Annotated in this window: 28 protein-coding genes, 1 tRNA gene and 1 pseudogene; 13 read left to right on the top strand and 17 right to left on the bottom strand. The window is 40.3% G+C overall.

Annotation, left to right across the window (positions count from 1 at the left end; all coding sequences use genetic code 11):
• Nucleotides 1–89: 89 nt before the first annotated feature.
• The 5 genes from FD27_RS05415 to FD27_RS05395 form a co-directional block, all read right to left on the bottom strand.
• A complete protein-coding gene (locus tag FD27_RS05415) occupies nt 90–746 on the bottom strand; it encodes a TetR/AcrR family transcriptional regulator (protein WP_057750688.1) in 657 nt (218 codons plus the stop codon).
• A 374-nt stretch (nt 747–1,120) separates the two neighbouring features.
• The gene (locus FD27_RS05410; protein WP_057750686.1) at nt 1,121–1,612 is read right to left on the bottom strand and encodes a universal stress protein; all 492 of its coding nucleotides are present in this window, start codon (nt 1,610–1,612) and stop codon (nt 1,121–1,123) included.
• A gap of 263 nt (nt 1,613–1,875) precedes the next feature.
• Entirely contained in the window at nt 1,876–2,385 is a 510-nt protein-coding gene (locus FD27_RS05405) for a GNAT family N-acetyltransferase (protein ID WP_057750684.1), read from the bottom strand.
• 11 nt (nt 2,386–2,396) lie between these two features.
• A complete protein-coding gene (locus tag FD27_RS05400) occupies nt 2,397–2,990 on the bottom strand; it encodes a tyrosine-type recombinase/integrase (RefSeq protein ID WP_057750681.1) in 594 nt (197 codons plus the stop codon).
• Between the two features lie 345 nt (nt 2,991–3,335).
• Nucleotides 3,336–4,283: a 3-hydroxyacyl-CoA dehydrogenase family protein gene (locus tag FD27_RS05395; RefSeq protein ID WP_057750679.1), complete on the bottom strand. Its 948-nt coding sequence runs from the start codon at nt 4,281–4,283 to the stop codon at nt 3,336–3,338.
• A 131-nt stretch (nt 4,284–4,414) separates the two neighbouring features.
• Between FD27_RS05395 and FD27_RS05390 the strand changes: the two genes are divergently transcribed.
• Nucleotides 4,415–4,488 (top strand) — tRNA-Pro (locus FD27_RS05390).
• Between the two features lie 59 nt (nt 4,489–4,547).
• Nucleotides 4,548–5,618 carry a tyrosine recombinase XerS gene (gene xerS, locus FD27_RS05385; protein ID WP_057750677.1) on the top strand — a complete coding sequence of 357 codons (1,071 nt, stop codon included), beginning with the start codon at nt 4,548–4,550 and terminating at the stop codon, nt 5,616–5,618.
• Nucleotides 5,619–5,659: 41 nt separating this feature from the next.
• Here xerS and FD27_RS05380 read toward each other — a convergent pair whose 3' ends face one another.
• Together FD27_RS05380 and FD27_RS05375 are read right to left on the bottom strand one after the other, a co-directional pair.
• The gene (locus FD27_RS05380; protein ID WP_057750674.1) at nt 5,660–6,832 is read right to left on the bottom strand and encodes a mandelate racemase/muconate lactonizing enzyme family protein; all 1,173 of its coding nucleotides are present in this window, start codon (nt 6,830–6,832) and stop codon (nt 5,660–5,662) included.
• A 1-nt stretch (nt 6,833) separates the two neighbouring features.
• Nucleotides 6,834–7,691, bottom strand: coding sequence for a transporter substrate-binding domain-containing protein (locus FD27_RS05375; RefSeq protein ID WP_057750672.1), 858 nt, complete (start codon nt 7,689–7,691; stop codon nt 6,834–6,836).
• Nucleotides 7,692–7,918: 227 nt separating this feature from the next.
• Here FD27_RS05375 and FD27_RS05370 point away from each other — a divergent pair, with 227 nt between their 5' ends.
• On the top strand, nt 7,919–9,277 hold the full coding sequence (locus tag FD27_RS05370; RefSeq protein ID WP_057750668.1) for a hemolysin family protein: 1,359 nt from the start codon (nt 7,919–7,921) through the stop codon (nt 9,275–9,277).
• A gap of 49 nt (nt 9,278–9,326) precedes the next feature.
• Here FD27_RS05370 and FD27_RS05365 read toward each other — a convergent pair whose 3' ends face one another.
• Both FD27_RS05365 and FD27_RS05360 read right to left on the bottom strand, forming a co-directional pair.
• Nucleotides 9,327–10,331 (bottom strand): lipoate--protein ligase, encoded by a 1,005-nt coding sequence (locus tag FD27_RS05365; protein WP_162258502.1) that lies wholly within the window; start codon nt 10,329–10,331, stop codon nt 9,327–9,329.
• Nucleotides 10,332–10,373: 42 nt separating this feature from the next.
• A complete protein-coding gene (locus FD27_RS05360) occupies nt 10,374–10,649 on the bottom strand; it encodes a hypothetical protein (RefSeq protein WP_057750665.1) in 276 nt (91 codons plus the stop codon).
• Nucleotides 10,650–10,894: 245 nt separating this feature from the next.
• Between FD27_RS05360 and amaP the strand changes: the two genes are divergently transcribed.
• The 4 genes from amaP to FD27_RS05340 all read left to right on the top strand — a co-directional run bounded on the left by amaP (nt 10,895) and on the right by FD27_RS05340 (nt 12,853).
• Nucleotides 10,895–11,440 (top strand): alkaline shock response membrane anchor protein AmaP, encoded by a 546-nt coding sequence (gene amaP / locus FD27_RS05355; RefSeq protein ID WP_057750663.1) that lies wholly within the window; start codon nt 10,895–10,897, stop codon nt 11,438–11,440.
• A 15-nt stretch (nt 11,441–11,455) separates the two neighbouring features.
• A complete protein-coding gene (locus FD27_RS05350; protein ID WP_057750661.1) occupies nt 11,456–11,647 on the top strand; it encodes a DUF2273 domain-containing protein in 192 nt (63 codons plus the stop codon).
• An 18-nt stretch (nt 11,648–11,665) separates the two neighbouring features.
• Nucleotides 11,666–12,058 carry an Asp23/Gls24 family envelope stress response protein gene (locus tag FD27_RS05345; RefSeq protein WP_057750658.1) on the top strand — a complete coding sequence of 131 codons (393 nt, stop codon included), beginning with the start codon at nt 11,666–11,668 and terminating at the stop codon, nt 12,056–12,058.
• 111 nt (nt 12,059–12,169) lie between these two features.
• Nucleotides 12,170–12,853 carry a DUF554 domain-containing protein gene (locus tag FD27_RS05340; RefSeq protein ID WP_057750655.1) on the top strand — a complete coding sequence of 228 codons (684 nt, stop codon included), beginning with the start codon at nt 12,170–12,172 and terminating at the stop codon, nt 12,851–12,853.
• Between the two features lie 188 nt (nt 12,854–13,041).
• Here FD27_RS05340 and FD27_RS05335 read toward each other — a convergent pair whose 3' ends face one another.
• A complete protein-coding gene (locus tag FD27_RS05335; RefSeq protein ID WP_235803026.1) occupies nt 13,042–14,049 on the bottom strand; it encodes a diaminopropionate ammonia-lyase in 1,008 nt (335 codons plus the stop codon).
• 441 nt (nt 14,050–14,490) lie between these two features.
• On the opposite strand from FD27_RS05335, the gene FD27_RS05325 reads away from it, so the two are divergent.
• Nucleotides 14,491–14,685, top strand: a complete 195-nt coding sequence (locus FD27_RS05325) for a hypothetical protein (RefSeq protein WP_057750647.1) — start codon at nt 14,491–14,493, stop codon at nt 14,683–14,685.
• Nucleotides 14,686–14,854: 169 nt separating this feature from the next.
• Here the strand turns inward: FD27_RS05325 and FD27_RS05320 are convergent, their stop codons facing one another.
• A complete protein-coding gene (locus FD27_RS05320; RefSeq protein ID WP_413230738.1) occupies nt 14,855–15,529 on the bottom strand; it encodes an MgtC/SapB family protein in 675 nt (224 codons plus the stop codon).
• Between the two features lie 223 nt (nt 15,530–15,752).
• Here FD27_RS05320 and FD27_RS05315 point away from each other — a divergent pair.
• Both FD27_RS05315 and hpt read left to right on the top strand, forming a co-directional pair.
• A pseudogene (locus FD27_RS05315) lies at nt 15,753–16,071 on the top strand (carboxymuconolactone decarboxylase family protein).
• Nucleotides 16,072–16,229: 158 nt separating this feature from the next.
• Nucleotides 16,230–16,769 carry a hypoxanthine phosphoribosyltransferase gene (hpt, locus tag FD27_RS05310; RefSeq protein ID WP_057750644.1) on the top strand — a complete coding sequence of 180 codons (540 nt, stop codon included), beginning with the start codon at nt 16,230–16,232 and terminating at the stop codon, nt 16,767–16,769.
• 58 nt (nt 16,770–16,827) lie between these two features.
• On the opposite strand, the gene FD27_RS05305 is transcribed toward hpt, so the two are convergent.
• Both FD27_RS05305 and FD27_RS05300 read right to left on the bottom strand, forming a co-directional pair.
• A complete protein-coding gene (locus FD27_RS05305) occupies nt 16,828–17,244 on the bottom strand; it encodes a cupin domain-containing protein (RefSeq protein ID WP_057750641.1) in 417 nt (138 codons plus the stop codon).
• 101 nt (nt 17,245–17,345) lie between these two features.
• The gene (locus FD27_RS05300) at nt 17,346–17,822 is read right to left on the bottom strand and encodes a flavodoxin family protein (RefSeq protein WP_057750638.1); all 477 of its coding nucleotides are present in this window, start codon (nt 17,820–17,822) and stop codon (nt 17,346–17,348) included.
• A 49-nt stretch (nt 17,823–17,871) separates the two neighbouring features.
• On the opposite strand from FD27_RS05300, the gene FD27_RS05295 reads away from it, so the two are divergent.
• The gene (locus tag FD27_RS05295) at nt 17,872–18,768 is read left to right on the top strand and encodes a LysR family transcriptional regulator (protein WP_057750636.1); all 897 of its coding nucleotides are present in this window, start codon (nt 17,872–17,874) and stop codon (nt 18,766–18,768) included.
• A 51-nt stretch (nt 18,769–18,819) separates the two neighbouring features.
• Nucleotides 18,820–19,674, top strand: coding sequence for a patatin-like phospholipase family protein (locus FD27_RS05290; RefSeq protein WP_057750633.1), 855 nt, complete (start codon nt 18,820–18,822; stop codon nt 19,672–19,674).
• Between the two features lie 44 nt (nt 19,675–19,718).
• Here the strand turns inward: FD27_RS05290 and FD27_RS05285 are convergent, their stop codons facing one another.
• The 4 genes from FD27_RS05285 to FD27_RS08695 are packed head-to-tail and all read right to left on the bottom strand — an operon-like array spanning nt 19,719 to nt 21,311.
• The gene (locus FD27_RS05285) at nt 19,719–20,204 is read right to left on the bottom strand and encodes a PAS domain-containing protein (RefSeq protein WP_057750630.1); all 486 of its coding nucleotides are present in this window, start codon (nt 20,202–20,204) and stop codon (nt 19,719–19,721) included.
• Nucleotides 20,205–20,209: 5 nt separating this feature from the next.
• A complete protein-coding gene (locus tag FD27_RS05280; RefSeq protein WP_057750627.1) occupies nt 20,210–20,989 on the bottom strand; it encodes an Mbeg1-like protein in 780 nt (259 codons plus the stop codon).
• A 33-nt stretch (nt 20,990–21,022) separates the two neighbouring features.
• Nucleotides 21,023–21,145 carry a hypothetical protein gene (locus tag FD27_RS08995; RefSeq protein WP_268872915.1) on the bottom strand — a complete coding sequence of 41 codons (123 nt, stop codon included), beginning with the start codon at nt 21,143–21,145 and terminating at the stop codon, nt 21,023–21,025.
• Nucleotides 21,132–21,311 (bottom strand): hypothetical protein, encoded by a 180-nt coding sequence (locus tag FD27_RS08695; RefSeq protein ID WP_151495788.1) that lies wholly within the window; start codon nt 21,309–21,311, stop codon nt 21,132–21,134. The genes FD27_RS08995 and FD27_RS08695 overlap by 14 nt, the downstream gene beginning before the upstream one ends.
• A 114-nt stretch (nt 21,312–21,425) precedes the next feature.
• Between FD27_RS08695 and FD27_RS05275 the strand changes: the two genes are divergently transcribed.
• A complete protein-coding gene (locus FD27_RS05275; RefSeq protein WP_057750623.1) occupies nt 21,426–21,737 on the top strand; it encodes a hypothetical protein in 312 nt (103 codons plus the stop codon).
• Nucleotides 21,738–21,750 lie beyond the last annotated feature (13 nt).

Genomic DNA, 21,750 nt, shown 5'->3' with positions numbered 1-21,750 from the left:
CAGCAATACAAAAACATCTGACAGGTATAATGAATTACCTTATCAGATGTTTTACATATTAAAATGATTTTGTTAGATACAGTAAGAAATTATTTAGTTTCTTTTGGTGACGAAGCCGCTTTTCTAAAATAAGCAATTAACTTCACAAATGGCTGCGTTTGAATAATGCTAATGAGTGATTTAACTTCATCAATACTCATAACTTGACTGTTCGCCATCCAAAAGATGGTGATGTCAATTACTAAATGAGCATATAATTTTTTCATGGCTAAGAACAAATCCGGTTTATTATTTTTCATATTATCATATGATGATCCAAACGAATAAGTTAATCTTTTTGTGATTTCATCACTGCCAAGTTTATAAATCCTATTAATTAATCGTATATCGCCGTTTGAAGATAGCAGATTTGTGAACCAAACTTTGTGCTGATCACAAAACTCAATTGTGTGGTCAAAGGATGTATCAGCTAACTTATCCAATTTATCTACTGGATACTTAGCTTGAACACTTATAAATGCTTTACGATCCAGTTCTAGTGAATCTTTTAATCCATTAATCAAATTATCTTCAATTGCGGTCGCAAGTTCATATTTATTGTTGTAATAGGTGTAAAATGTTTTCTTGCTGACTTGGGCAAACGCAATGATATCAGAAACTTTACACATTGCAAAACTTTTATTTTTTAATAGCTCAATGAAACCAGTTTGAATGCGCTTTTGTGTCGTGACACTTCTTATATCCATACTCATCCTCCATTGTCCTATCATATAAATTTCTGAAAACATATACAAACAAGAATATGCACCAGGATACAAATTGTCAACAAACTTATACTAAAGGTTTCCGAGCATCACATCTGGTTTCTATTAGTAGTTTGTAAATAATGAGGTTAGAGGAACTTAATTGATAACAATTCATTCGACGAGTTATAAGTAGTAAATGCTGACGTTGATGATTGTAGTAGGATTTGCTATTTTTCTCTATTTGGTAGCATTAAAACTATAATTTTAATGACAGGTTGATAGCATTAAAAGAGCAATCAGATGCTAGCCCTCTTGGCTGCGTTGATTGCTCTTTTTTGATATTCTTAATTTATTTTTTGTATCGTTAATTAATATTAACGATGAACAGATTTTTTAATATCAATTGGTTTATTACTATTGTCAGTTTTAACAACAGTGACATCACACGAAGCGACCCGAACACAGTAAGCAGCCGTAGAGCCAACAATCAGCCGACCAATACTGTTCAAACCAGTCGCACCAACGACTAACATATCAATATTATGCTGTTGCGGATAAAATACCGCAAGTTCTTCCTTTGAATTACCGATCATTACTGATGTTTCAACCTGATTAATGCCTGAATCTTTAGCAGTTTGTTCCAATTCTGATAACTGGTTCTTCATTTCATCAATTGCTGGTTGGTAAATGCTATTGTCAGCAAATCCGTATCCTTGCGGTGTACTGTCTGGGAACTTCTGTCCATTAATCACCGCTAACAAATGCAATTTTGCCTGATTGGCTTTCGCAATTTCTGCTGCTTTGTAGAAAGCAAACTTGGCCTGTCGTGACCCATCGATTCCAACTAATACATTTTTGTAACTCATTATAAACACCTCTAATAACATATTCCCTGTCAACGACTTTAAGATATAACAATAATATTTGTATATCAATATCGTGAGGTCTAATTCTTATAATGGTAATGGTATTGAATGCTGTTAACGCGCTAATAGTCGACTATAATACTGGTTGTCAATATAAGATATTGAAAATATGTATGTGTGTTTATAAAAAGTAGGGGAGAGCATGTATCCCCTCCCCTGCATGAATATCATCAGTTTAGTTTACATAATATTAGTTCAATATATCAACCTTCATAATCAAAAGATCGTGAAAAGACCATCAGAGTCCGCCATTTACCATTAATGCGGGCAATCTGCCTTAACTCTCCTGTTTTTCCAAAACCCGCTTTAGCAAATAAACGCTGACTGGCGAGATTATTTTCATAAATATAAGAAATAATCGTCTTAATTGGTAAATGTTCCTTTTTAACTTCTTGACAAACAAAGTTTAATAACTGGTAACCTATCCCTTTCCCCTGGGCTTGGTCAGCGAGGTAGATCGAAATATTGCGACTGTAGTCATAAGCAGGATGGCCATAAAATGCTGCTAATGAGCACCAACCGATCACCTCTTCATCATCAGTCATTACCCAGATTGGATGATTGTGATCAAGACTGTTAAACCATTGGCGGCGACTTTCTACACTAATGGGCTGGTCGTCATCAGTGACTTCACGTTCGGTAACCGCTTGATTATAAATTGCGACAATCGCTCCTAAATCAGTTGTTCTTGCTTTTCTAATATCAATTGTCATATTAAATTCTCCTAGCCGAAATCGATATGATTCAGCATTTGTTCCTTACTGGTTTGATCTAGTCCGAGATACGCCAACGTCATCGCTTCACTGGAATGATTCAACAGGCTCATTACCAAACCAATATTATAGTTGCTTTGAACGTAAACTCGATAGGCGCCGGTTTTTCGCATAGTGTGAGTGCCAAGGTAATTAATATTAAGCAAGTCACCGACACGGTGCATCACATTATAGAATTGGCGTTCATCAATATGCTTTGTTGGCCTGGTCGTTGATGGAAAGAGCCAAGGAGTCGTTTGGTAATAACCCATTTGTTTTAGCCATTGCTGATAGATAATTAAGTCATTACTAACTGGACGCAGGTAAAGGGTATTTTGCTTTCCGGTCTTTTTATCCTTGATATAGGAGTGCTGTTTTAATAATCCATTGTTTTCATAAACATCACTTTGCTTTAACCGAAGAACATCACTGACCCGCAAAAGGGTTGCTTTCCCAACTTGGAAGATCGTGTAGTTCCGTCGACCAGCTTTAAAATTATGCAATAAAGTATCTTGAACCTCATTTAAAATATTCGAATCTTTAATTGGAAGTACTAATTGCTTCATTTTTAAGCTCCTATGTAGTACGTGTTATATTTTTGAATAACAGTATTATAACACATCGATAATTTTTGATAAAATCAAATGCTGCTGTACTAGCTTTTTCAAAGTGTTATTATATATAAATAACACGTGAAATTAACCAAATTTAGAGTTTAAACTAAGATTAGCTCTCAGACACATTGAAATAGAGTTAGGCAGGTAACTGTCCATCTCATTTTGTCTGAGAGCTAATTATAACTTGACATATAAATTTACTGGATTCCTTTATACTTTGCAGGAACGTGGAAGTACTTAATATGTTGATTGAGAATTAAAGAATAATTTTAGTTTACATAATATTTATGATGATTATTTGCTTTTCTGATCATCTTTCAATTGTGCCAGCAACTGTTCATCACGATTCTTTACAATCTTTTGACCTTGGTTACCTGTCCAGGTGAAAAATCCTTTACCAGTCTTCAGACCAAGTTGACCTTCATCAACTTTCTTTGCAAGAACAGGATCGGTACCGGTGTCATTGGCCAAATCAGCGTATAAGTATGAGCTAATGTTCTTAAAAACATCTAATCCTCCAAGGTCGGCTGAAGCAATTGGTCCAACTAAATTCCAGCGTCGGCCAAGACTGTATTTGATGATATCATCAACGGCTTCTGGACTAGCCACGCCCTCATTAACAATGTGGAAGGCTTCCCGCAGAACCGCTAATTGAATTCTATTACCTACAAAGCCGAGGGCTTCCTTCTTCAATGGAACAGCATGTTTACCGATCTTATTCATCAATTCGACCGTCAAATTAACTGTCTGCTCACTGGTTTGTTTACCTGGTACAACCTCCACTAATGGCATCAGTTGAGCAGGATTCCAGAAGTGCGCAACTACAAATCTCTCCGGGTGATTCAACACACCTTGCAGTTCCGTTGGACTCAATCCCGAAGTGTTAGTTGCTAAGACGGTATCATCGGCAACTGCCCGCTCAACTTCTTGCCAAACCTGCTTTTTAATATCCGCATTCTCTACAATAGATTCAATTACGAATTGAACATCTTTTAATGCCACTGTTAAATCAGTGGTCGCATGGATACGCTTAAGAATTTCTTCCGCAGGAGTAGTAACGACTTGAGCATCAATAAAAGTCTGCAAGTCATGTTTGATCAGTTCTATCCCCCGTTGTAATCCTTCAATAGAATGATCATACAAGTTAACCTGGTAGCCTTTCATCGCAAATTGGAGAGCAATTGCGTGTCCCATTGTCCCAGCACCGATATTAGCAATCCTGTGAATGTCATTTATTTTCATTATATTCACTCCTTTTAGGTCCAATCGTCTTATGACTATAATTATATCATGTGGTGACACCAGCTTTTTGGAAAAAGCCTTTACCAAACGTAGGGATTCGGGTATACTAAATACTGTTGTCACAAGGACATCGGGAAATAGCTCAGCTTGGTAGAGCACCTGGTTTGGGACCAGGGGGTCGCAGGTTCGAATCCTGTTTTCCCGATTACTACAGGCTGGGTATCACCCAGTCTTTTTATTTATCGTAATTAAGGTGGTGATGTAATGGAATCAGATAAGTATTTAAAGCTAATCCAAGAAGAACTAAACAAGCTGCCAGATTATGTTAATGATTATTACTTGGGTACTAACCATGCCGTCACGACCACCTATCAGTACCTTACTGAAATTCGACGTTTCTTCGACTGGTTGCGAGCATCTGGAATTAGTTCTGCACCCACCAATATAGCTGTTAGTACTGATGAATTATCTCATCTCCGGCGAAATGATATTATGCTTTACATTGATCATCTCCGTCATTCGACCAATGCTCAGGGTCATTTGAATTCACCAACGTCGATTAACCGCTCCATCAATGCCTTGCGGTCCCTCTTTAAGTATTTAACAGTGACCGCCGATGTTAACGATGGTGAACCATATTTTTACCGAAATGTGATGCTCAAAATTGATTCGTTGAACGACACCAAAACCCTTAATTACCGGGCCCATACTTTAGCCTCGCATATGTACCGAGGCCAGATGAAGTTTGACTTTATTAATTTTATTGAGAATCAATATCCAAAAATGTGTGATAAGCGGGCTTTGCCGGCCTATAAAGTAAATAAGGAACGTGATATTGCGATTATCACTTTAATCCTTGCTACAGGTGTGCGGGTGTCTGAAGCAGCCAACGTAAGTCTCAAGGACTTAAATATGAAGCAACAGCTGCTGGATGTCGTCCGGAAAGGTGGTCAAAAGGATTCGGTCCCAATTGCACCCTGGGCTCTGCCTTACCTTAAGAACTACCTCACAATTAGGGCGCAACGATACCATGCCCTGAAAAAAGACACGGCCTTCTTTCTAACCCTGTATCATGGTGAAACGCGGCGGATGACCGCTAACGCAATTGAAAAAATGGTTAAGAAGTATTCTACTGCCTTTGGTCATCCCCTCACCCCGCACAAATTGCGACACACATTGGCATCAGAAATGTATTCCGTCACTAAAGATCAGGTTCTTGTCGCTCAGCAATTAGGGCAAAAGGGTACCTCAGCGACTGACTTGTACACACATGTTGATCAAAAGAAACAGCGTCAGGCACTGGATGAGATTAGTGAACATCCGGATGATAAGTGAGAGAAACGCCCAATTACCTCCAAAGGTAGTTGGGCGTTTATTTATTTAATCGTAACAATATCAGCCATTGCTAATGCCTTATCAGTCAGTTCTTGACCAATTCCTGGCCGGTCGGGAATCGGATAAAAGCCTTGCTCTGGTTGATAATGATACTTACCAGAGTGGTAATTTGCTTCTTTTAAGTTAATTTCATGCTCTTCATGGTAAATACAATTCTGGTCGGCAGCTTCATACTGCAACGCTGCCGCAGTCGCAATTGGTCCACCACAAACGTGCAACTGGAGCTTGACCTGGTGTATTTTTGCCAGGTTAGCAATGTTAATCAGTCCCGAAAAGCCTCCACAATTGCCCAAGTCTGGCTGGGCAACACTAATGGCGTGATTTTCAATCAGCGGTTGAAAACTGAGGGCGGTCGTTAAACGTTCCCCGGTTGCTAATGGGATTGATTGCTCCCTAGCGAGCTTTTGAAACTCGCTCGTCATTCGTGGATCAAATGGTTCTTCTAAGTACAGGATGTTCTGATCTTTCATCGCTAATGAGAGCTGTTTGGCAGCCAAATAACCGAGTTTAGCGTGACAATCAGTAATCAGATCGCGCTGACTGCCAATTCCTGAACGAACCGCCTTCACTCGCTGGTTAATAGTTGCCAGTTGCTTTGAATCCAATATCTCTTCATGTTCCATATATGCTGTATGTTTTAATTGGGGTAATGGATCAATCTTGACGCCTGCGTAACCCTGGTTAACAGCCCGTTCCGCTAACCGTTCAAAATCACGAGGCTTAGTAACGTAACGGGAAAATGGCCCCCAACCATATTCAAGGTGACTGGCATAAGCCCGAATATGATGATTAACCTGACCACCAAGTAACTGGTATACTGGCACATCAAAATGCTTCCCTTTCAGATCCCAGAGGGCAATATCAATCGCACTGACTGCGGAATAAAAGATAACGCCGCCGCCCTTGGCCCAAAAGGTGTGTTCGTAAAAGTCGCGGTTAATCGCATTTATATTCAGGGCATCATGGCCGATTACCCGGTGGGCTAATTCATGTAAAACACCGATTGTCCCTTGGTAGCCTGTTCCATAGGCGACTCCTGCTTCGCCATAGCCAAACTGACCATCTTCAGTATTGATACGTACACAAACTGGATGCCACCACTTCTCCAAGCCTGGCCAGTTCAATTTGATAATGTCGACACTCGTGATTTTCATCCTAGTCACCCTTTACTGATAGAGGAACCTTGAAGTACTTAATGTGCTTGTTAGTTGGCTTCTGGGAAACATCGTTATCATAGTACTTCAGCATGATCTTGCTTAGGGTGCCATCCTTGCGCATTGCAGTAAGTTGCTTATTAATTTCTTTCTGCAGCTTAGTATCCTTCTTATTAATGAGGAAGCCAATTCCCTTCCCCATGAGGTTCGTCCGATAATACAGCCCTTTGGCCATCGCCACTCCCTTTACAGGAGTTTTCTTAACATTCATTTTGAGGCCATTATAATCGTTGGGAATAAAGTCAACCTTGCCGTTAGCAACGTCGTTAATCAACCCACTTGCGTTATCGTAGTTGACCAATTTAGCGCCCATATACTGGGCCCACTTCTGATTTAACGTTCCTGCTTCGCCGGCAGACCGTTTACCCTTAATATCTTTCCAGGTATGGATTCCTGATTGGTCACCACCCCGGACTAATAATCCACCATAAGAATATTTATAAGGCTTGGAAAATAGGTATTTATCCTGATAAATTGGGGACAAGTTGAAGTTACCTGCCGCGATATCAGCCTTACCAGAAGAGACTGCTGTTAGTTCGCCATCAACATTAAGTTGTTTAAAGACGACCTTTCGATGAAGCCGTTTCCCGACTTCTTTAGCAATATCAACTTCATAGCCGGTTAATTTGTTGGTCTTAGGATCATGGAATGATGAAGCATACATATCTCCTGGTGTAGCAACCACCAGTTTTTTACTGCCCTGAACACCATCGGCCCGGTTATTGCCACAACCGGTCAACCCAATTGACAGTAGTCCTAACAGCCCTACTCCTAGTAATGCTTTCCATCGTAAACGCATCTCTATCGCTTTCTTTCTAATATAATTATTCCTATTTTAGTTCTCTTGAAAGCGTTTTTAAACGAATTAGTGACCATTTTGGCAAATAGTGTTAATTATTAAGTTCATAAATAACCATCATTAATATTGTTTTTCATTTTTTATCTATCGAAATAGTATTCCTTGCTGACAAAGACTGATACAATGGTAGTTGATAAATATTTTAAAGGTTTAGGTGACTAGATAATATGAATAGTTTGATAAATTCTAATTGGTTTCAACTAATTATTATTATCCTTATTCTGTTGTTAGCTGCTCTGTTTACTCTGCTTGAATACTCTGTCGTTAAAGTACGGCCGAGTGAATTAAAAGAACTCAAGCAAACCCGCAAAGTTAAGCGAGCAGAGCACATGGTTGGTAATTTGAACGAATACCTATCGACTGCCCAAGTCGGGGTTACCATGACTTCCCTGATCTTAGGGTGGATTGGTGACCAGTACATTACCAACTTGTTGATGAAGATTTCAGTGGTTCCGACAAACGTTCGTGAGATCATTTCGCCAATTCTTGGTGTGCTGATCTTCACCTTCTTCCACGCCGTCTTCACTGATTTGGTACCAAAGAACATGGCAATTGACCGCCCAGTGCCAATTCTATTATCAATTGTCCACCCCATTCAGTTCTTCCATACCATCTTCTACCCATTCGTTTGGTTGTTTGCGGTGACTGCTGCTTGGATTACGAAGCTCTTGGGCTACAATGTTCAACCAGAAGAAGATACTTATTCGCAAAACGAAATCATGACCTTGTCGCGTCAGTCTGAAAAAGCCGGTGAAATGGATAAAGCGGATGTGCTGTTCATGCAACGGGCTTTTGAAATGAACGATAAGGTAGCCGAAGATATCATGGTGGACCGTACACAATTAACTGTCATTGATATTCAAGCCACAATTGCTGACGCGGCTCAACTCTACTTTGAAAAGAAGTTTACTCGTTTTCCAGTCGTTGCGAATAACGATAAGGATCACATTTTGGGTTATATTTTTGCTTATGATATCATGCGGCAAAATCAAATTAATCCGAAGGCTTCTATTCGGACAATCATGCGGAAGATCCCAATTGTCTATGAGAATGAGCAACTTACCAACGTGTTGAAGCAAATGATGACTAAGCAAGTGCCAATTGTTGTTGTTCAAGACGAATACGGTGGTACTTCTGGGATCATCACCGATAAAGATATCTACGAAGAACTATTTGGCACGGTTGGCGAAGAAATTGACCACGCTACTTCAGACATGATTGAAAAGCAGGATTCTGATAGCAAGGGCAACCCAACTTATGAAGTTTCTGGCAAGATGCCACTAGACGACTTTGAACGGTACTTTAATACCAAGATTGACCAGTTTGAAAACTCTGAAGTAACCACCTTAACTGGTTTCTTCCTTGAACGACAGTACGATCTCAAGGTTGGTAAGCCAATTCGGGTTGATAACTTCTCTTTCATTCCGTTAGATTTACAGAATGCCTATGTAAATAAGTTCAAGGTTATTTACATCAAGCCAAAAAAACAATCTAAGGAACCGGATAAGAAAAATAACGACAAGTAAATAAGACTTAAAAATGACCTCACGGGAATTACTCGTGAGGTCATTTTCGTTACTTGCCTACCGTCATCATTTTATCAATTAGTGGACGGGGATCGATATCAGCAAAATTTTTACGCAGGTCCATATTGTCAAAAGCACTGGTTAGTGCAGCTTTTTCCAAGGGACAACCGATTAAGTAGTGTTCCAAGGGCTTTAGGTCATTGATGGCCATTAAGAAATCACCATACAACTTAGCAGCGGTGATCTTATGCTGGTGAACATCGAAGCTAATCGCAACAGTTCCGATCCCCTTGTAATAGTGATCGAAGTAGTATTGGTGAACATTACCGCCCATGATCCATTGCTTAGATCCATATTTATCACGAGCGATCGTTTCTAGGCGTTGCCACTCCTCAGTAGTGAGTTCTTCACGCCGAAAGTGCTCCTGACCACCATGTTCAGCAATGGCATTCTGCAAAATCTGTTCTTGCAGTTCAGAGAGGGTCAAGTTAGCATACTTACCCTTCAGGTACGGTCGTAAATTGGTGATTCGACTATGAACTGATTTAACGCCATTGTCTTTTAGTTTAGTGATATTAGGGGTGATAGCCTTGCTAGCCTTGTCAAGGTTAACATCCACCATCAGTGTCCCGCCGTAAGTTACGCGGTCACCACTCTTCGAAAAGGCCATTCCCGAAAACTTATGGCCATCTACCGTCAAGTCATTTCGCCCTGTCTGCTGAACATCCACATGCATATCACGCAGGGTCTTAATAATTGGCGCAGCATAAGACTCAAAGTGGGGGCTCCGCACTTGTTTTGAAGTGTTTATGTAAACATAAGTTAAATCACCCTGGTCAACATAAACTGCGCCCCCACCCGGCTGACGTCGGACCAATTGAATGCCTTCTTGTCTAAGGTATGGAAGATTTACTTCCTGGTAAACATTTTGATATCGGCCAACGTTGACAACTGGCGTTTGCGGAGAGTAAAAGTAAAGCAATACATCATCACTTAATCGTTGACAGGCATCCAAAAAATCAGGCAACGCTAAAATTACGAAAAAATTCTTCATATAGCGGTGCCCATTGCTTAAGTCCAAATAAATCATTGATTATTATGCCTCTTCATTTTTGAAAGCGAGGGCTAATAATTCAGCCTGGGCACTTTCCAGTTGGGCAGCCGACAAATTTAGGTACTGTTTTACGACTCGATCATCGGCATGAATCGTGTCCACGAGAAAATCATGAATACTAGTGATGCTGACCCCTGCATGACGCAGGTGCTGAATGGTCATCGTCACAGCCAAACGTTCAACTTGTGCAGCAGATAGTGACGCTGGTGCCACTTCGACGACGCCTTGATAATAACCAGCCATAAATGTTTGATTCATTATAAGTCCCCCTTCAATCTGTTTTCTATCTTTATTATAAGGCGAAAGTTCTGACGTAGTGAATGAAAAGTCTTAAACCAATCTGCAGTAACTGTATATTAAGTCCGCAAGTGTGAACAAACTGTGATCAGCATCATAAGGAACAATAACATCGTTCATCAAATGCATCCAATCATATCAGTCCTATGTTAAAGTTTAAACATCGTCAGATACTACCAGCCACATCATGAAAGGAGTGATGCGACATGGCAGCATGGAAAAAATGGTTAGTGACCATTGGCATGTTGTTACAAGGATTAATTGGCGGTGCCATTATCCTATTGTGGACTTTCCGAAGTGAACCTTGGGCGCAGCAAATTGATAATTGGCTCTACTCGGAATACGGACAGTATACAATCCTCGCTTTGTCTGGATACCTGATATTTACTGCCCTATTAACACTGGGAATCGCTATTTTCCGGCCAACAACCAGTCGTCAACTAACCATCGCCAGGGATGGTGCCAGTCATTTACGAATTGACCGCGCCGCTGTGGAAAATAGTGTTCGGCATTCAATTGCTCATCACGAGATATACAATCCTCAGACCAAAGTTAAGTTACTTAAAAATCGTCAGATGGCTGACGTTCAGGTCGAAGGGATGCTTTCATCCAGGACTAACTTAAACTTACTAGAGTCTGATATCCAATCAGAAATCGCCAATAACTTAGAGAATAACTATGCAATTGGCTTACGGAAGTTGAATGTTAACCTAAAACCGTACAACCACCACGATGCTGTGGCAGTTGTCTAAAGGAGGTTGTCACTCATGAAGTTAACAGTCATTGGCGCAATCAGCGGTCTCATTATCAGCATTTCCTGGTTGATTTGGGGATTTTGGTCAATGCTCGGCATCTTGCTAGCAACCATGATTTTTGCCACGATTGGTTTTATTTTAGACACATTGGGCTTTTCTATTAAGAAATTGACCGGCCGTCTTACCGCACGCATCAGTCAATAAGAACAAGGAGGTTCTATCATGACAACTACTATTACACCTGAAGCCAAAATTGACCAACAGCTAACGTTTGATGACCATGTCATTGAGAAAATTGCTGGGATTACCGCCAGTAAAGTGCCGGGAATTCTCTCACTCGACGGCAATATGTTTTCGGAATTAGCCGATAAAGTTTCTTCTGGAACTAATCCAACGAAGGGAATTGATGCTGATGTGGGCGAAAAACAAGTGGCTATCAAGATGGATGCTACTATTGAGTACGGTAAAAGTGCTCCTGATGTTTTCAAAGCTGTTTGTAAGGAAGTCGACCACGAATTACAAAAAATGACCGGCTTAAAACTAGTGAAATTTGAATTACACATTAACGATGTCAAGACTCGTGAAGAGCTCAAGGCAGATAATAAATCTTCATAATGTGGACGTCCCCCACTCCGGTTCAAGGGGGACGTTTTTATTTGTCCTTTTCTTAGTCCGATTAAGAGTGTATGATGAACACTAAATTATCTTGTTAATGGAGTGATGATTGTGATCGGGACGATTGCCAATACCATCGCGATTTTGGTAGGAACTTCAATCGGTTGTGTACTAAAGGGCGGTATTAAAGAACGTTATCAGAATGTCCTTTTTACTGCGATGGGATTAGCCGCTCTCGGAATCGGTTTAGAAAATGCAATTAATAATATGCCCAAAAGTCATTATCCTGTCCTCTTTATTGTTAGTCTAGCGATTGGCGCAGTATTAGGAACATGGTGGCGAATTGATGACCACTTTAACCATCTCATTAAGCATTTCGGGGGTGGCTCACAACTGGGAAAAGGGCTTGCTACAGGAATCTTACTATATTGTATTGGGGCCCTCTCAATTGTTGGACCGGTCATGGCAGCCGTTAAGGGTGATCATACAATGTTATTCACTAATGCCACGCTTGACTTTGTTTCCTCAATGGTTTTTGGCGCTAGTTTCGGCTGGGGGATGCTCCTCTGTGCCCCAGTGCTCTTCTGCTGGCAAGGGGGAATTTATTTGATTGCCAAATATTTGTCAGCAAGTTTCTTTAGTACACCATTAATCATGGAAATTTCGATTGTTGGTGGTTTTCTCATCGCGACAACGGGTATTTCGCTCTTAAAACTACGGAATATTAAGACACTTGATTTTCTCCCCGCCCTCTTAGTTCCGGTCCTCTTTTTCCTTGTTAGAATGTTTATTTAACTATTAAATTAATAAAGCTTCACGGTCCAGTCCGTGAGGCTTTTTTCATCAACGTAAAAAGTTCGGTCAGACTCAGTAAAAATAACGGCTACAATAGCCCTTTAAATATGCAGGGTATTATAAGCCGTTAAAAATGATCTCTATATTTGAATTTTAACTTATGAAATACGAAAAGAAAATTTATAGCCCTACTCATTAACAATTACTTGGTAATCATGTTCATCAGTATCCCCTTCAGTATTAATAACCAGAACTCTTGAAGATGAATTAAGCTGGAGCATCTGGCGATATTTGGCATCTTTCACAGCAGCATTTAAAAAGGCGAAGGCAGCGACCCCTGATTCTCCTGATACAATTACCGGATCATTACCATTAGGACGGGCGAGCACCCGCATCCCAATTCTGGCCATTTCATCTGTTAATGTGCCATAGAAGCTCGCCGTCTTCTTAATAACGGGGAAAGAGATTGCGCTTGGTGTCTGGCAATTAAGGCCCGCCATAATGGTTTGCGGTGAACCTGGCACCGTATGGGCTTGACCATCCGCCTTGTAAGCGGAAAGAAAGTAACAAGCAACAGTAGAGGGCTCAACTATCGTTACAATTGGGTAATCCTTGGCTGGCAATTTACTGAATAATGCATTAATAATCCCCGCAGAAAGCTGCCCGACCCCTGCTTGGAGGAAAAGATGAGTAGGATAATTATTCTTAGCCAGTTGATCAAGAATCTCAGTCACAATAATTGAGTAACCAGCAGAAATTTCTTGAGGAATCTTAGTATAACCTGACCAGGCCATATCTTGAATCAGAATGCCATTTGGATCCTGCTTTGCCAACTCATTAGCTAACTTAACCGTATCGTCGTAATTGTTGTCGGTAATCTCGACTTGCGTACTATCAAATTGGGCAATATGTTCAGCCCGGAGTTTAGTTGAACCTACAGGCATCTTAACTACCGCATGAGTACCAAGCTTAGCAGCTGCCCAAGCAACACCACGACCATGATTACCATCTGTGGCAGTATAAAAAGTTAGTTTTTTGGCAACATCTTTGGCAGCAGGAGTTTGTAGTTGATCATATGTCAATCCTTTTAACGGTAAACCTGCACGTTCAGCAATACAACAAGCCATCGCAAACAGGCCACCAGTGGCCTTAAAAGATTTTAATCGTGAATCAAAGCGATAACATCCTTTATATATACTGTCCCTAACTGATATTTGCTGGCAAAATTTAGTAATTTTGTTAACGGAGTGGACCGATAAAATGGAACTGAATGATAAAAGTCAGTCGCAATATCAATCAATTCATCCTTAGGAAACTGGCTATTTGACAGTGTAAAGGGTGATCGAATTAGTTGGATGTCAGACATGTAATATCTTCCTTTCAGGATATTTACATTTTAATTGGTTCTTCTGCAAAATACTTGATCTTATTGGTAACATAGCAAATTGCATAACGAATAGCAAATACGAACAGCCCACTTTCTTAATGTTTGACACGGATAGGAATATCAATACTTCAGCTGCTATTAGCATCTAAGCTATTCATTTTAGGAATGAAGTATAACTGATAATAAGTATTTCAAATAGGGCCTTTCCGATTTACTATGAAATTAGTATCAAAAAGAGAGGTGCTTACAAATGAAAAAGCCTTATATTATCGTCCACATGATGGAATTGGTTGACGGTCGAATTGATTGTGGAATGACTGCGCAGTTAACTGGCAACTCTGAATACTACTCATCACTTGACGCTATTAATGCTCCTACACGAATCAGTGGTCGTGTCACTGCCGCAACGGAATTAACCGATGGTGGACAATATATCCAAAAATAATATTCCATTAGGCAAAACTGACTTTACAAAAAGTACCTGTTAATTGTTAGGAATAATCCTAATAACCAACAGGTATTCGTATTTTCGAGTAATTTTGTCTAGTCAATCAACAAGTTCATAAGTGGGACTAATCTTAAATTCTAAAAGTATAATCGGAACAATTGAGAATTTACTCCAATTCTGCACTTTTAATATTTGGCATCGCAATTAAATCATCAAAAATATCATCAACAGTCACGCTATCCTTTAATTTACCGAAGATACGAAAAGAAATTGCCTGATGGCCATATCCATAGATTGTGTACTCCAGCTGATCATCAAAATACTGATTAAGCTGTTTAACAACCGCCGTTAACTCGGTACTGCTCCCGGTAAGCTGAATAAACCATGAAACTCGCTTACCCTGTTTAACAGCAAATTTGTCCAAGTATTTACCCAGAAACTCAGCAACTAGAACAAACACTGTGCCAATAATACCAACACTATAAAGACCGCTACCATAGGCCAGGCCAATCGCCCCGGTTACCCAAATTCCAGCGGCAGTGGTTAGACCATTGATAATCTGATTGTGTCGATTGAGAATTGTCCCCGCGCCAAGGAAACCAATGCCGCTAACCACTTGGGCAGCAATCCGTGAAGGATCGAGACTCCAATTAAAGTGGGTCATCGTCGAAAGGTCAAAGAATCCATACTTGGAAACCACCATGGCCATGGCCGAACCTAATGCAATTAGTGCATGCGTGCGGATTCCCGCATTTTTTGCTTTGCTTTTGCGCTCAAAGCCAATTAAACCACCACAAAAGGCTGCTAACACCATTCGTAAACACCAATCTAATTCTTGCACAGATTCACCTCCTAATTATAGAATTATTTGTTTATTTAACTCTACTATATAAGTGGCCTACTCTAGGATCAAGTTAAGTAATAATAAAAGTTATAAAGTTATTTTAATTTGTCAATTAAGTCATGCGTTTAGTGAATAACAAAGCAATCAATATTAGCATTTTTCATTTAATTAACCGTGCGCTATATTAAAAATAAGAAAAGGATTGAAGGGAGTTTTCATAATGGTTAAAAAACAAACGGCTGGTCGTGATCAACTTGGTGATTTTGCACCTAAATTTGCAGAACTCAATGATGATCTTGTTTGGGCAGGTTTGGTCCAGAGGAAAGGAATTAAGTCCACGTGATCGGAGTTTCTTAACCGTTACTGCTTTAATTACTAAAGGAGCATTTGAGCAGCTTCCTTACCATATGCAGGCGGCAAAGAAAAATGGTATTACTAAACAAGAAATTGCCGAAATGATTACTCAACTGGCCTTCTACGTTGGCTGGCCAAATGCCTGGTCAGCATTTAACGTCGCCAAGAAAGTTTGGACAGATTAATTAATGTATTTGAAGCGAAGGGTTTTAAAAATCCTTTGCTTTTTATTTTGATTTTCCCTTTAAATTTGTTCGCATTATGGTAAAATTCTAACGTCAATAAGAATAATTCAAGATGAATTGTTCGTAAATAACGAACTTTATTATAAGGGAGCATCACGATGAACAACGACATCGAAAAAGTTTTATACACCCAGGACCAGATCAACGAACGACTAGATCAATTAGCGACAACCATCACTAATAAGTATCAAAATGAATTTCCAGTCTTGGTATCTGTTATGACAGGAGCAATGGTTTTCACCACCGATATGATGAAACGTTTAGCATTCAAACTCAATCTTGACTATGTTGATGTTTCCAGTTACGACGAAAGTTCTGAATCTTCTGGTCAGGTCCGGTTAGTACAAGATTTATCTCATGATATTACTAACCGTCCTGTTATCATTATGGAAGATATCATTGATACTGGTCACACTCTCCACTACCTCAAAAAACTTTTAGCAGACCGCGGTGCAAAGAGCATCGAAATCTGCGCACTGCTGGATAAGCCTGATCGTCGTGAGGTCGAGGTTGAAGGTGACTACATCGGTTTCAAGGTGCCAAATGAATTTATTGTTGGCTATGGCTTAGATTATGATGGCTTATATCGTAATCTGCCCTATGTTGGCATTCTAAAACGGTCCGTATATGCAGATTAGTAAAATTATAAGGCTCTGACGCGATAACTGTGTCGGAGCCTTATTTTCGTATCTAGTATTATTTTCCTAATTTGTCATAGTAATCGTCATCAACCGGTTCGCACCATTCGCTTGTTCCCTTGGTAATGGCAATGTGCGAAAACCATGAATCTTTAGTTGCCCCATGCCAGTGCTTAACCCCTTCATGGATTGCAACGACATCGCCAGACTTTAACAATTGTGCAGGCTTGCCTTCTTCTTGATACCAGCCTTCACCAGCAGTCACCAGTAAAATTTGAAAACCGTCATGATGGATATGCCAGTTATTGCGACAACCAGGTTCAAAATTGACGTTGGAAATGTTGACATCAACATTATTATCCGGTGAAACCAAACCATTTAAGTAGCTAGTACCAACAAAATACTTGGCATAAGCGACATTCTTGTCCCCAAAACCAAACATATCATTTTTTACCGCATCTTCATTTTTAACCATTGAAATCTGACTCCTTTCAGCTAATTGATATTTTTAGTATATGGGGTCAAATTGTAAATGTGAAATACCTATTACAAGTATGTACTGATACAAATAATGAATTATAATTTACGTAACCAGGAAGAAAGGGTGTTCAATGCAAATTTTGGTGTGGCATGAGTGAGAACATGGTATCCAGCGGCAACCCGTAATTTGCCAGCGTGTGCAATAAAATCTTGTTGGTAGTTCCCGGTGTCACTCCAACCACTACTGAACGGAGCAATTTGACCTTGATAACCTTGTATCTGGTTTAGTAAAGCCATAATTGGCGAAGAAATCTGACCATCCCATACCGGACCGCCAATCAAAATCACATCATATCCGGATAATGGTGGCAGTTTAGTCGTCAAAGTTGGCAACTGGTTGCTGGACCGCTGTTTTTTATACAAATCGTCAGTGGCCGTCATGTCATCTGGAAATGTGTTTTCCGCCACTTTAATGCGGAGAATATCCGCACCCGTTGCTTGTTGAATTTTAGTTGCCAATTTGGCAGTGTTATTAAATTGCGAATAATAAAGGATGAGAACATTTTGTGCCATTATTACTCTTCTTCCTTTCAATACTTTAAATAATAAGGGGTACGCAAAAATGGAAACACGAGTTTTAAAATACTTTTTAACTGTTGCTAGGACTAATAATATCACCAAAGCTGCCCGCAAACTACACATCACCCAACCAACCCTCTCCCGTCAAATCATGGATCTCGAACAAGAACTCGGTGTTACATTATTCGACCGGCAGAATCGGCATCTCCAGTTAACTAAACAGGGAGCTCTCTTTCAACAAAAGGCTATGCTCCTGCTATCATTATTGGATCAAACAAAGCAAGAGTTGCAGCAAAGCGGCCATGATTTAGTGGGGACAGTAAATCTAGGATGTGTTGTTTCTAACGCTTCATCATACATTATGAAAAAAGTGGCTGCATTTCAGGAACGCTATCCCGATGTACAATTCAATATCTATGATGGTAACGGTGATCTTCTAAAGCAGCGACTAGACACTGGATTAGAAAATTTGGTTGTTCTGATTCAACCAATCGAAGCTGCAAAATACAATTACGTCATTATGCCAATTAAAGAACGCTGGGGAGTATTTATGCGTCGGGACCTCCCCTTTGCTAATAAAAAGCACATCACTAAGACCGACTTATACCAAGTACCACTCATCCTCCCAGTCCGAAACATTGTCCGGGACGATGTTAGTGAAGTCCTGGGGCTTGATCAACGAAAACTGACTGTCAAAGCCACCAATAACCTGCCGAATAATGCATTAGAATTATTACGAACAGGTAAATACTATGGAATTGGCATCCAAGGAGTCAACCAGTTCTATAATGATCCGCAAATTAAATTCGTGCCGTTTGCTCCAGCTAAAGAAACCGGCCACGTCATTGCTTGGCGAAAGAATATCCCGCTTTCACCAGCCGCTACCCGCTTTTTGCAATTTCTGACTGAAAATGATCGAGAAAGTGTTAGCAATAAGTAAATAATCCACGTATAATAATACTATTTGAGGTGTGGAAAGGAAGTGTTCGTTTTGTTGTATAATGCAGCATTAGTTCTTGAAGGTGGTGCCTTTCGGGGACAGTATACTGCTGGTGTTTGCGATATGTTACTCGCTCACCATATTGAATTCAGCAGCGTCATTGGGGTATCAGCTGGTTCACTAAATGGTGTCAACTTTGTCGCTAAGCAATACGGACGGGCAGCTAATATCAATATTCAGCATCGTCATGATCGTGATTATATTTCTATGGCCCGAATTTTCAAAAAGAAAGTTATCAATATGGACTACCTTTTTGAAGATCACGGTCTCTCCTGGCGCAATTTTGATGAACGAGCATACATTCGTTCGGCTTCTCATTTTACGGCCGTCGCTACTCGATTGGCAGATGGAAAAGCCGCTTTATTCACTGACATGACCGGTGAAAAGTTGACTCAAGTTTTAATTGCTTCATGCTCAATGCCCTTCATGATGGATCCGGCCCCAACGCCTGAGGGATTATGCCTCGACGGTGGTGTAGTGGACTCAATTCCTTTTGATGTCGCCCGTCAGCAAGGATACGATAAAATTGTTGTTGTTCGGACCAGGGATGTTAATTATCGCAAGAAACCCACTAGTCGACCAGTGGCCAAACTGTATCGATCATATTTTAAAGATTATCCTTTGTTCGCTGATGCTGGGATCAACCGTCCAGAAGTGTACAATCGTCAAGTGGCAGAAATTGAACATCTTGAACGCACTGGGCAGGTCTTTAATATTGCTCCTCAGAATCCGGTCAAGGTAGGCCGGGTCGAACCCAATGTTAAGAAAATCCGTGCACTATACGAAACGGGCCAACGGGAAGCACAAGCTATTTTACCTAACCTAATTAATTATCTTGAATCATAATCAAACACCCTTAGTGAGAATGTCTCATCGCTAAGGGTGTTAATTTATTTTTGATGTTGTGAAGCACTAGTTATTGCATCAGGGACCTTTCCTTCAACAATGCCATGTTCAAAGGCATGCTGTTCTGTCAACTGAGCAATGTGCTCAACATATTCGGTCACTTGCAACGTGCCAAGGTAGTGACCATTGACTGCCCGGACCGCATAATATCGAATAAGGGTTCGTTTACCATCCATAATTTGTGGTGATTCGAGCATATCTTTTTTACCACTCTTCAATAACTGAAGCACCTGCTTGACCATTGGTAACACCCGTTTAGGATGACATCCATAAACATGATGATTTAGTCGCTGGTGCAGACGGTCATCATCACGCCAAGGATTAGGTGAATACCATTCATATTGATCATCAGCATTAATATAGTCTAGCTCATACGGCATTGTCCGAAAAAGAGCATCGACTTCTTCAAGGCTTAATTTCCCTGAATAAAAGTTAATGTAAGCATTATTTAATATTGGTCCACCCGTCATATGAATTACCTCTCCCCCTTGAACTGGGCTGCATGTTGTAATAGCCGTTGGTCAATAATGGCTCGTCGTGACAATATCCCCTCTGGGAGGATCTTTAAGCGTTGCTGATTATCAAATTGGTAACCACCCCACATATGTTGATTAACCGGATTTGACATGATCGAATCGACGACCTGCAGGAGGCCAATTGTATGCTGCCGATCGAGGTATCCAAGTGCAATCACATCCAGCGGATCAATATAGTTAAAAATCTTAGTCCGTAATTGGAGGACGATTTTACGTTGCTGATTATCCAAGAGCCAATAAATATTCGGCCCTTCGTAAAGGTAAGCTCGTTGGATTTGTTGAGGATAGCGACAGTTAGCAAGCGCAAATTGAGCATTAATCGACCCCAGAGAATGACCATAAATAAATACTTTTCTTCCCGGATTCTGTTCGAGAAGTTCATTCAAATGGTTCACTGCAGTCCACATTTCACCAGGTACTTCTGGCACCTGATTAAGAATTGCGTCACCAACGGGCAAGTTGACTCGTAGCCACTCATTAGTCCAGGTCGTTGGATCACCATGACGAACACCAGAGGAACCTCTGAACAGTAATGTCAATTCATGTGGTCCTGACTTAATTATGGTTGCGCGGAAGCCATCATTAGTATTGATCACTTTAATCACGGTCCCGATCATGATCCCATCGGGCAACAGGACATCATCGTTTACCTGCCAGTCATTGTACTCCAGTTGTGCTAACTGCATTCTTTGCCAATCAGTCAGGTTATCATTCACCATTCAGGTCTCACCTTCATTCCATGGGCAGAGATATTAGGACATTTTCTGGTATATCACCATCATTGTGAAGCAAGCGATGATCCAAACAACTAGGAAGAGTGCTTCCTTCTTCCTTAAACGTTCACGTTCATTCTGCGGGTGATTACTTTTCCGCATGGTGATCATCTTCCTGCTGGTGTTGGTTATTCTTAAATTTTGCGATCGTCATCCATAAGTTAGCAATCGTCATCATTAAGGTAATAATCGAAAGAACGCGCGATAAGCGTGCATTCTGGGCTTGCAAGGTGGCAACTTCTCGTTTCAATTCGCGTTTTTTCATCATAATAACCTCCTACTATCATTTACTTATATTTTACCGCATTTTGTCCGCTCAAGAATTGCTCTGTTGGGTCTAATCATTTACAATAAAATTGATTTAACTAAAGGGGTTATCGTGATGGCAAATCTTTATTTAATGGTTTTAATTGGAATCTTTATCCTCGAAAGTTGTTTTGAAGTGGTCTGGTACTCACAGATTCGTGAGATTTACGTTTCATCTGGAAGAGTGGAACCAACGCCGCGGATCCGGCGGGTTATTAAAGTTGAAAACATGTGGTCTTGGGGATCATGGATCTTTTTATTTCTGCTGTTTATTGTTCCAGATGGTTATAACTTCCTCATTATTTGTTTGATTACCTTAATTGAAACCCTTGTTGTCTACGAACTTTACAATGCTCGTGAATATGCCAAAAAAATTAATCAAAACTAAAATGGACGCCAAG

Origin of the sequence: Limosilactobacillus frumenti DSM 13145 (assembly GCF_001436045.1) — a bacterium.
Taxonomy (GTDB): Bacteria; Bacillota; Bacilli; order Lactobacillales; family Lactobacillaceae; genus Limosilactobacillus; species Limosilactobacillus frumenti.
The sequence above is the reverse complement of the archived record's forward strand: the minus strand, read 5'-3'. Positions and strand labels throughout refer to the sequence as shown.

What these genes read in the sequence shown, in the direction of transcription:
- FD27_RS05415 (WP_057750688.1), bottom strand. Translation starts at nt 746, where the DNA reads ATGGATATAAGAAGTGTCACGACACAAAAGCGCATTCAAACTGGTTTC.
- FD27_RS05410 (WP_057750686.1), bottom strand. Translation starts at nt 1,612, where the DNA reads ATGAGTTACAAAAATGTATTAGTTGGAATCGATGGGTCACGACAGGCC.
- FD27_RS05405 (WP_057750684.1), bottom strand. Translation starts at nt 2,385, where the DNA reads ATGACAATTGATATTAGAAAAGCAAGAACAACTGATTTAGGAGCGATT.
- FD27_RS05400 (WP_057750681.1), bottom strand. Translation starts at nt 2,990, where the DNA reads ATGAAGCAATTAGTACTTCCAATTAAAGATTCGAATATTTTAAATGAG.
- FD27_RS05395 (WP_057750679.1), bottom strand. Translation starts at nt 4,283, where the DNA reads ATGAAAATAAATGACATTCACAGGATTGCTAATATCGGTGCTGGGACA.
- xerS (WP_057750677.1), top strand. Translation starts at nt 4,548, where the DNA reads ATGGAATCAGATAAGTATTTAAAGCTAATCCAAGAAGAACTAAACAAG.
- FD27_RS05380 (WP_057750674.1), bottom strand. Translation starts at nt 6,832, where the DNA reads ATGAAAATCACGAGTGTCGACATTATCAAATTGAACTGGCCAGGCTTG.
- FD27_RS05375 (WP_057750672.1), bottom strand. Translation starts at nt 7,691, where the DNA reads ATGCGTTTACGATGGAAAGCATTACTAGGAGTAGGGCTGTTAGGACTA.
- FD27_RS05370 (WP_057750668.1), top strand. Translation starts at nt 7,919, where the DNA reads ATGAATAGTTTGATAAATTCTAATTGGTTTCAACTAATTATTATTATC.
- FD27_RS05365 (WP_162258502.1), bottom strand. Translation starts at nt 10,331, where the DNA reads ATGAAGAATTTTTTCGTAATTTTAGCGTTGCCTGATTTTTTGGATGCC.
- FD27_RS05360 (WP_057750665.1), bottom strand. Translation starts at nt 10,649, where the DNA reads ATGAATCAAACATTTATGGCTGGTTATTATCAAGGCGTCGTCGAAGTG.
- amaP (WP_057750663.1), top strand. Translation starts at nt 10,895, where the DNA reads ATGGCAGCATGGAAAAAATGGTTAGTGACCATTGGCATGTTGTTACAA.
- FD27_RS05350 (WP_057750661.1), top strand. Translation starts at nt 11,456, where the DNA reads ATGAAGTTAACAGTCATTGGCGCAATCAGCGGTCTCATTATCAGCATT.
- FD27_RS05345 (WP_057750658.1), top strand. Translation starts at nt 11,666, where the DNA reads ATGACAACTACTATTACACCTGAAGCCAAAATTGACCAACAGCTAACG.
- FD27_RS05325 (WP_057750647.1), top strand. Translation starts at nt 14,491, where the DNA reads ATGAAAAAGCCTTATATTATCGTCCACATGATGGAATTGGTTGACGGT.
- hpt (WP_057750644.1), top strand. Translation starts at nt 16,230, where the DNA reads ATGAACAACGACATCGAAAAAGTTTTATACACCCAGGACCAGATCAAC.
- FD27_RS05305 (WP_057750641.1), bottom strand. Translation starts at nt 17,244, where the DNA reads ATGGTTAAAAATGAAGATGCGGTAAAAAATGATATGTTTGGTTTTGGG.
- FD27_RS05300 (WP_057750638.1), bottom strand. Translation starts at nt 17,822, where the DNA reads ATGGCACAAAATGTTCTCATCCTTTATTATTCGCAATTTAATAACACT.
- FD27_RS05295 (WP_057750636.1), top strand. Translation starts at nt 17,872, where the DNA reads ATGGAAACACGAGTTTTAAAATACTTTTTAACTGTTGCTAGGACTAAT.
- FD27_RS05285 (WP_057750630.1), bottom strand. Translation starts at nt 20,204, where the DNA reads ATGACGGGTGGACCAATATTAAATAATGCTTACATTAACTTTTATTCA.
- FD27_RS05280 (WP_057750627.1), bottom strand. Translation starts at nt 20,989, where the DNA reads ATGGTGAATGATAACCTGACTGATTGGCAAAGAATGCAGTTAGCACAA.
- FD27_RS08995 (WP_268872915.1), bottom strand. Translation starts at nt 21,145, where the DNA reads ATGCGGAAAAGTAATCACCCGCAGAATGAACGTGAACGTTTAAGGAAG.
- FD27_RS08695 (WP_151495788.1), bottom strand. Translation starts at nt 21,311, where the DNA reads ATGATGAAAAAACGCGAATTGAAACGAGAAGTTGCCACCTTGCAAGCC.
- FD27_RS05275 (WP_057750623.1), top strand. Translation starts at nt 21,426, where the DNA reads ATGGCAAATCTTTATTTAATGGTTTTAATTGGAATCTTTATCCTCGAA.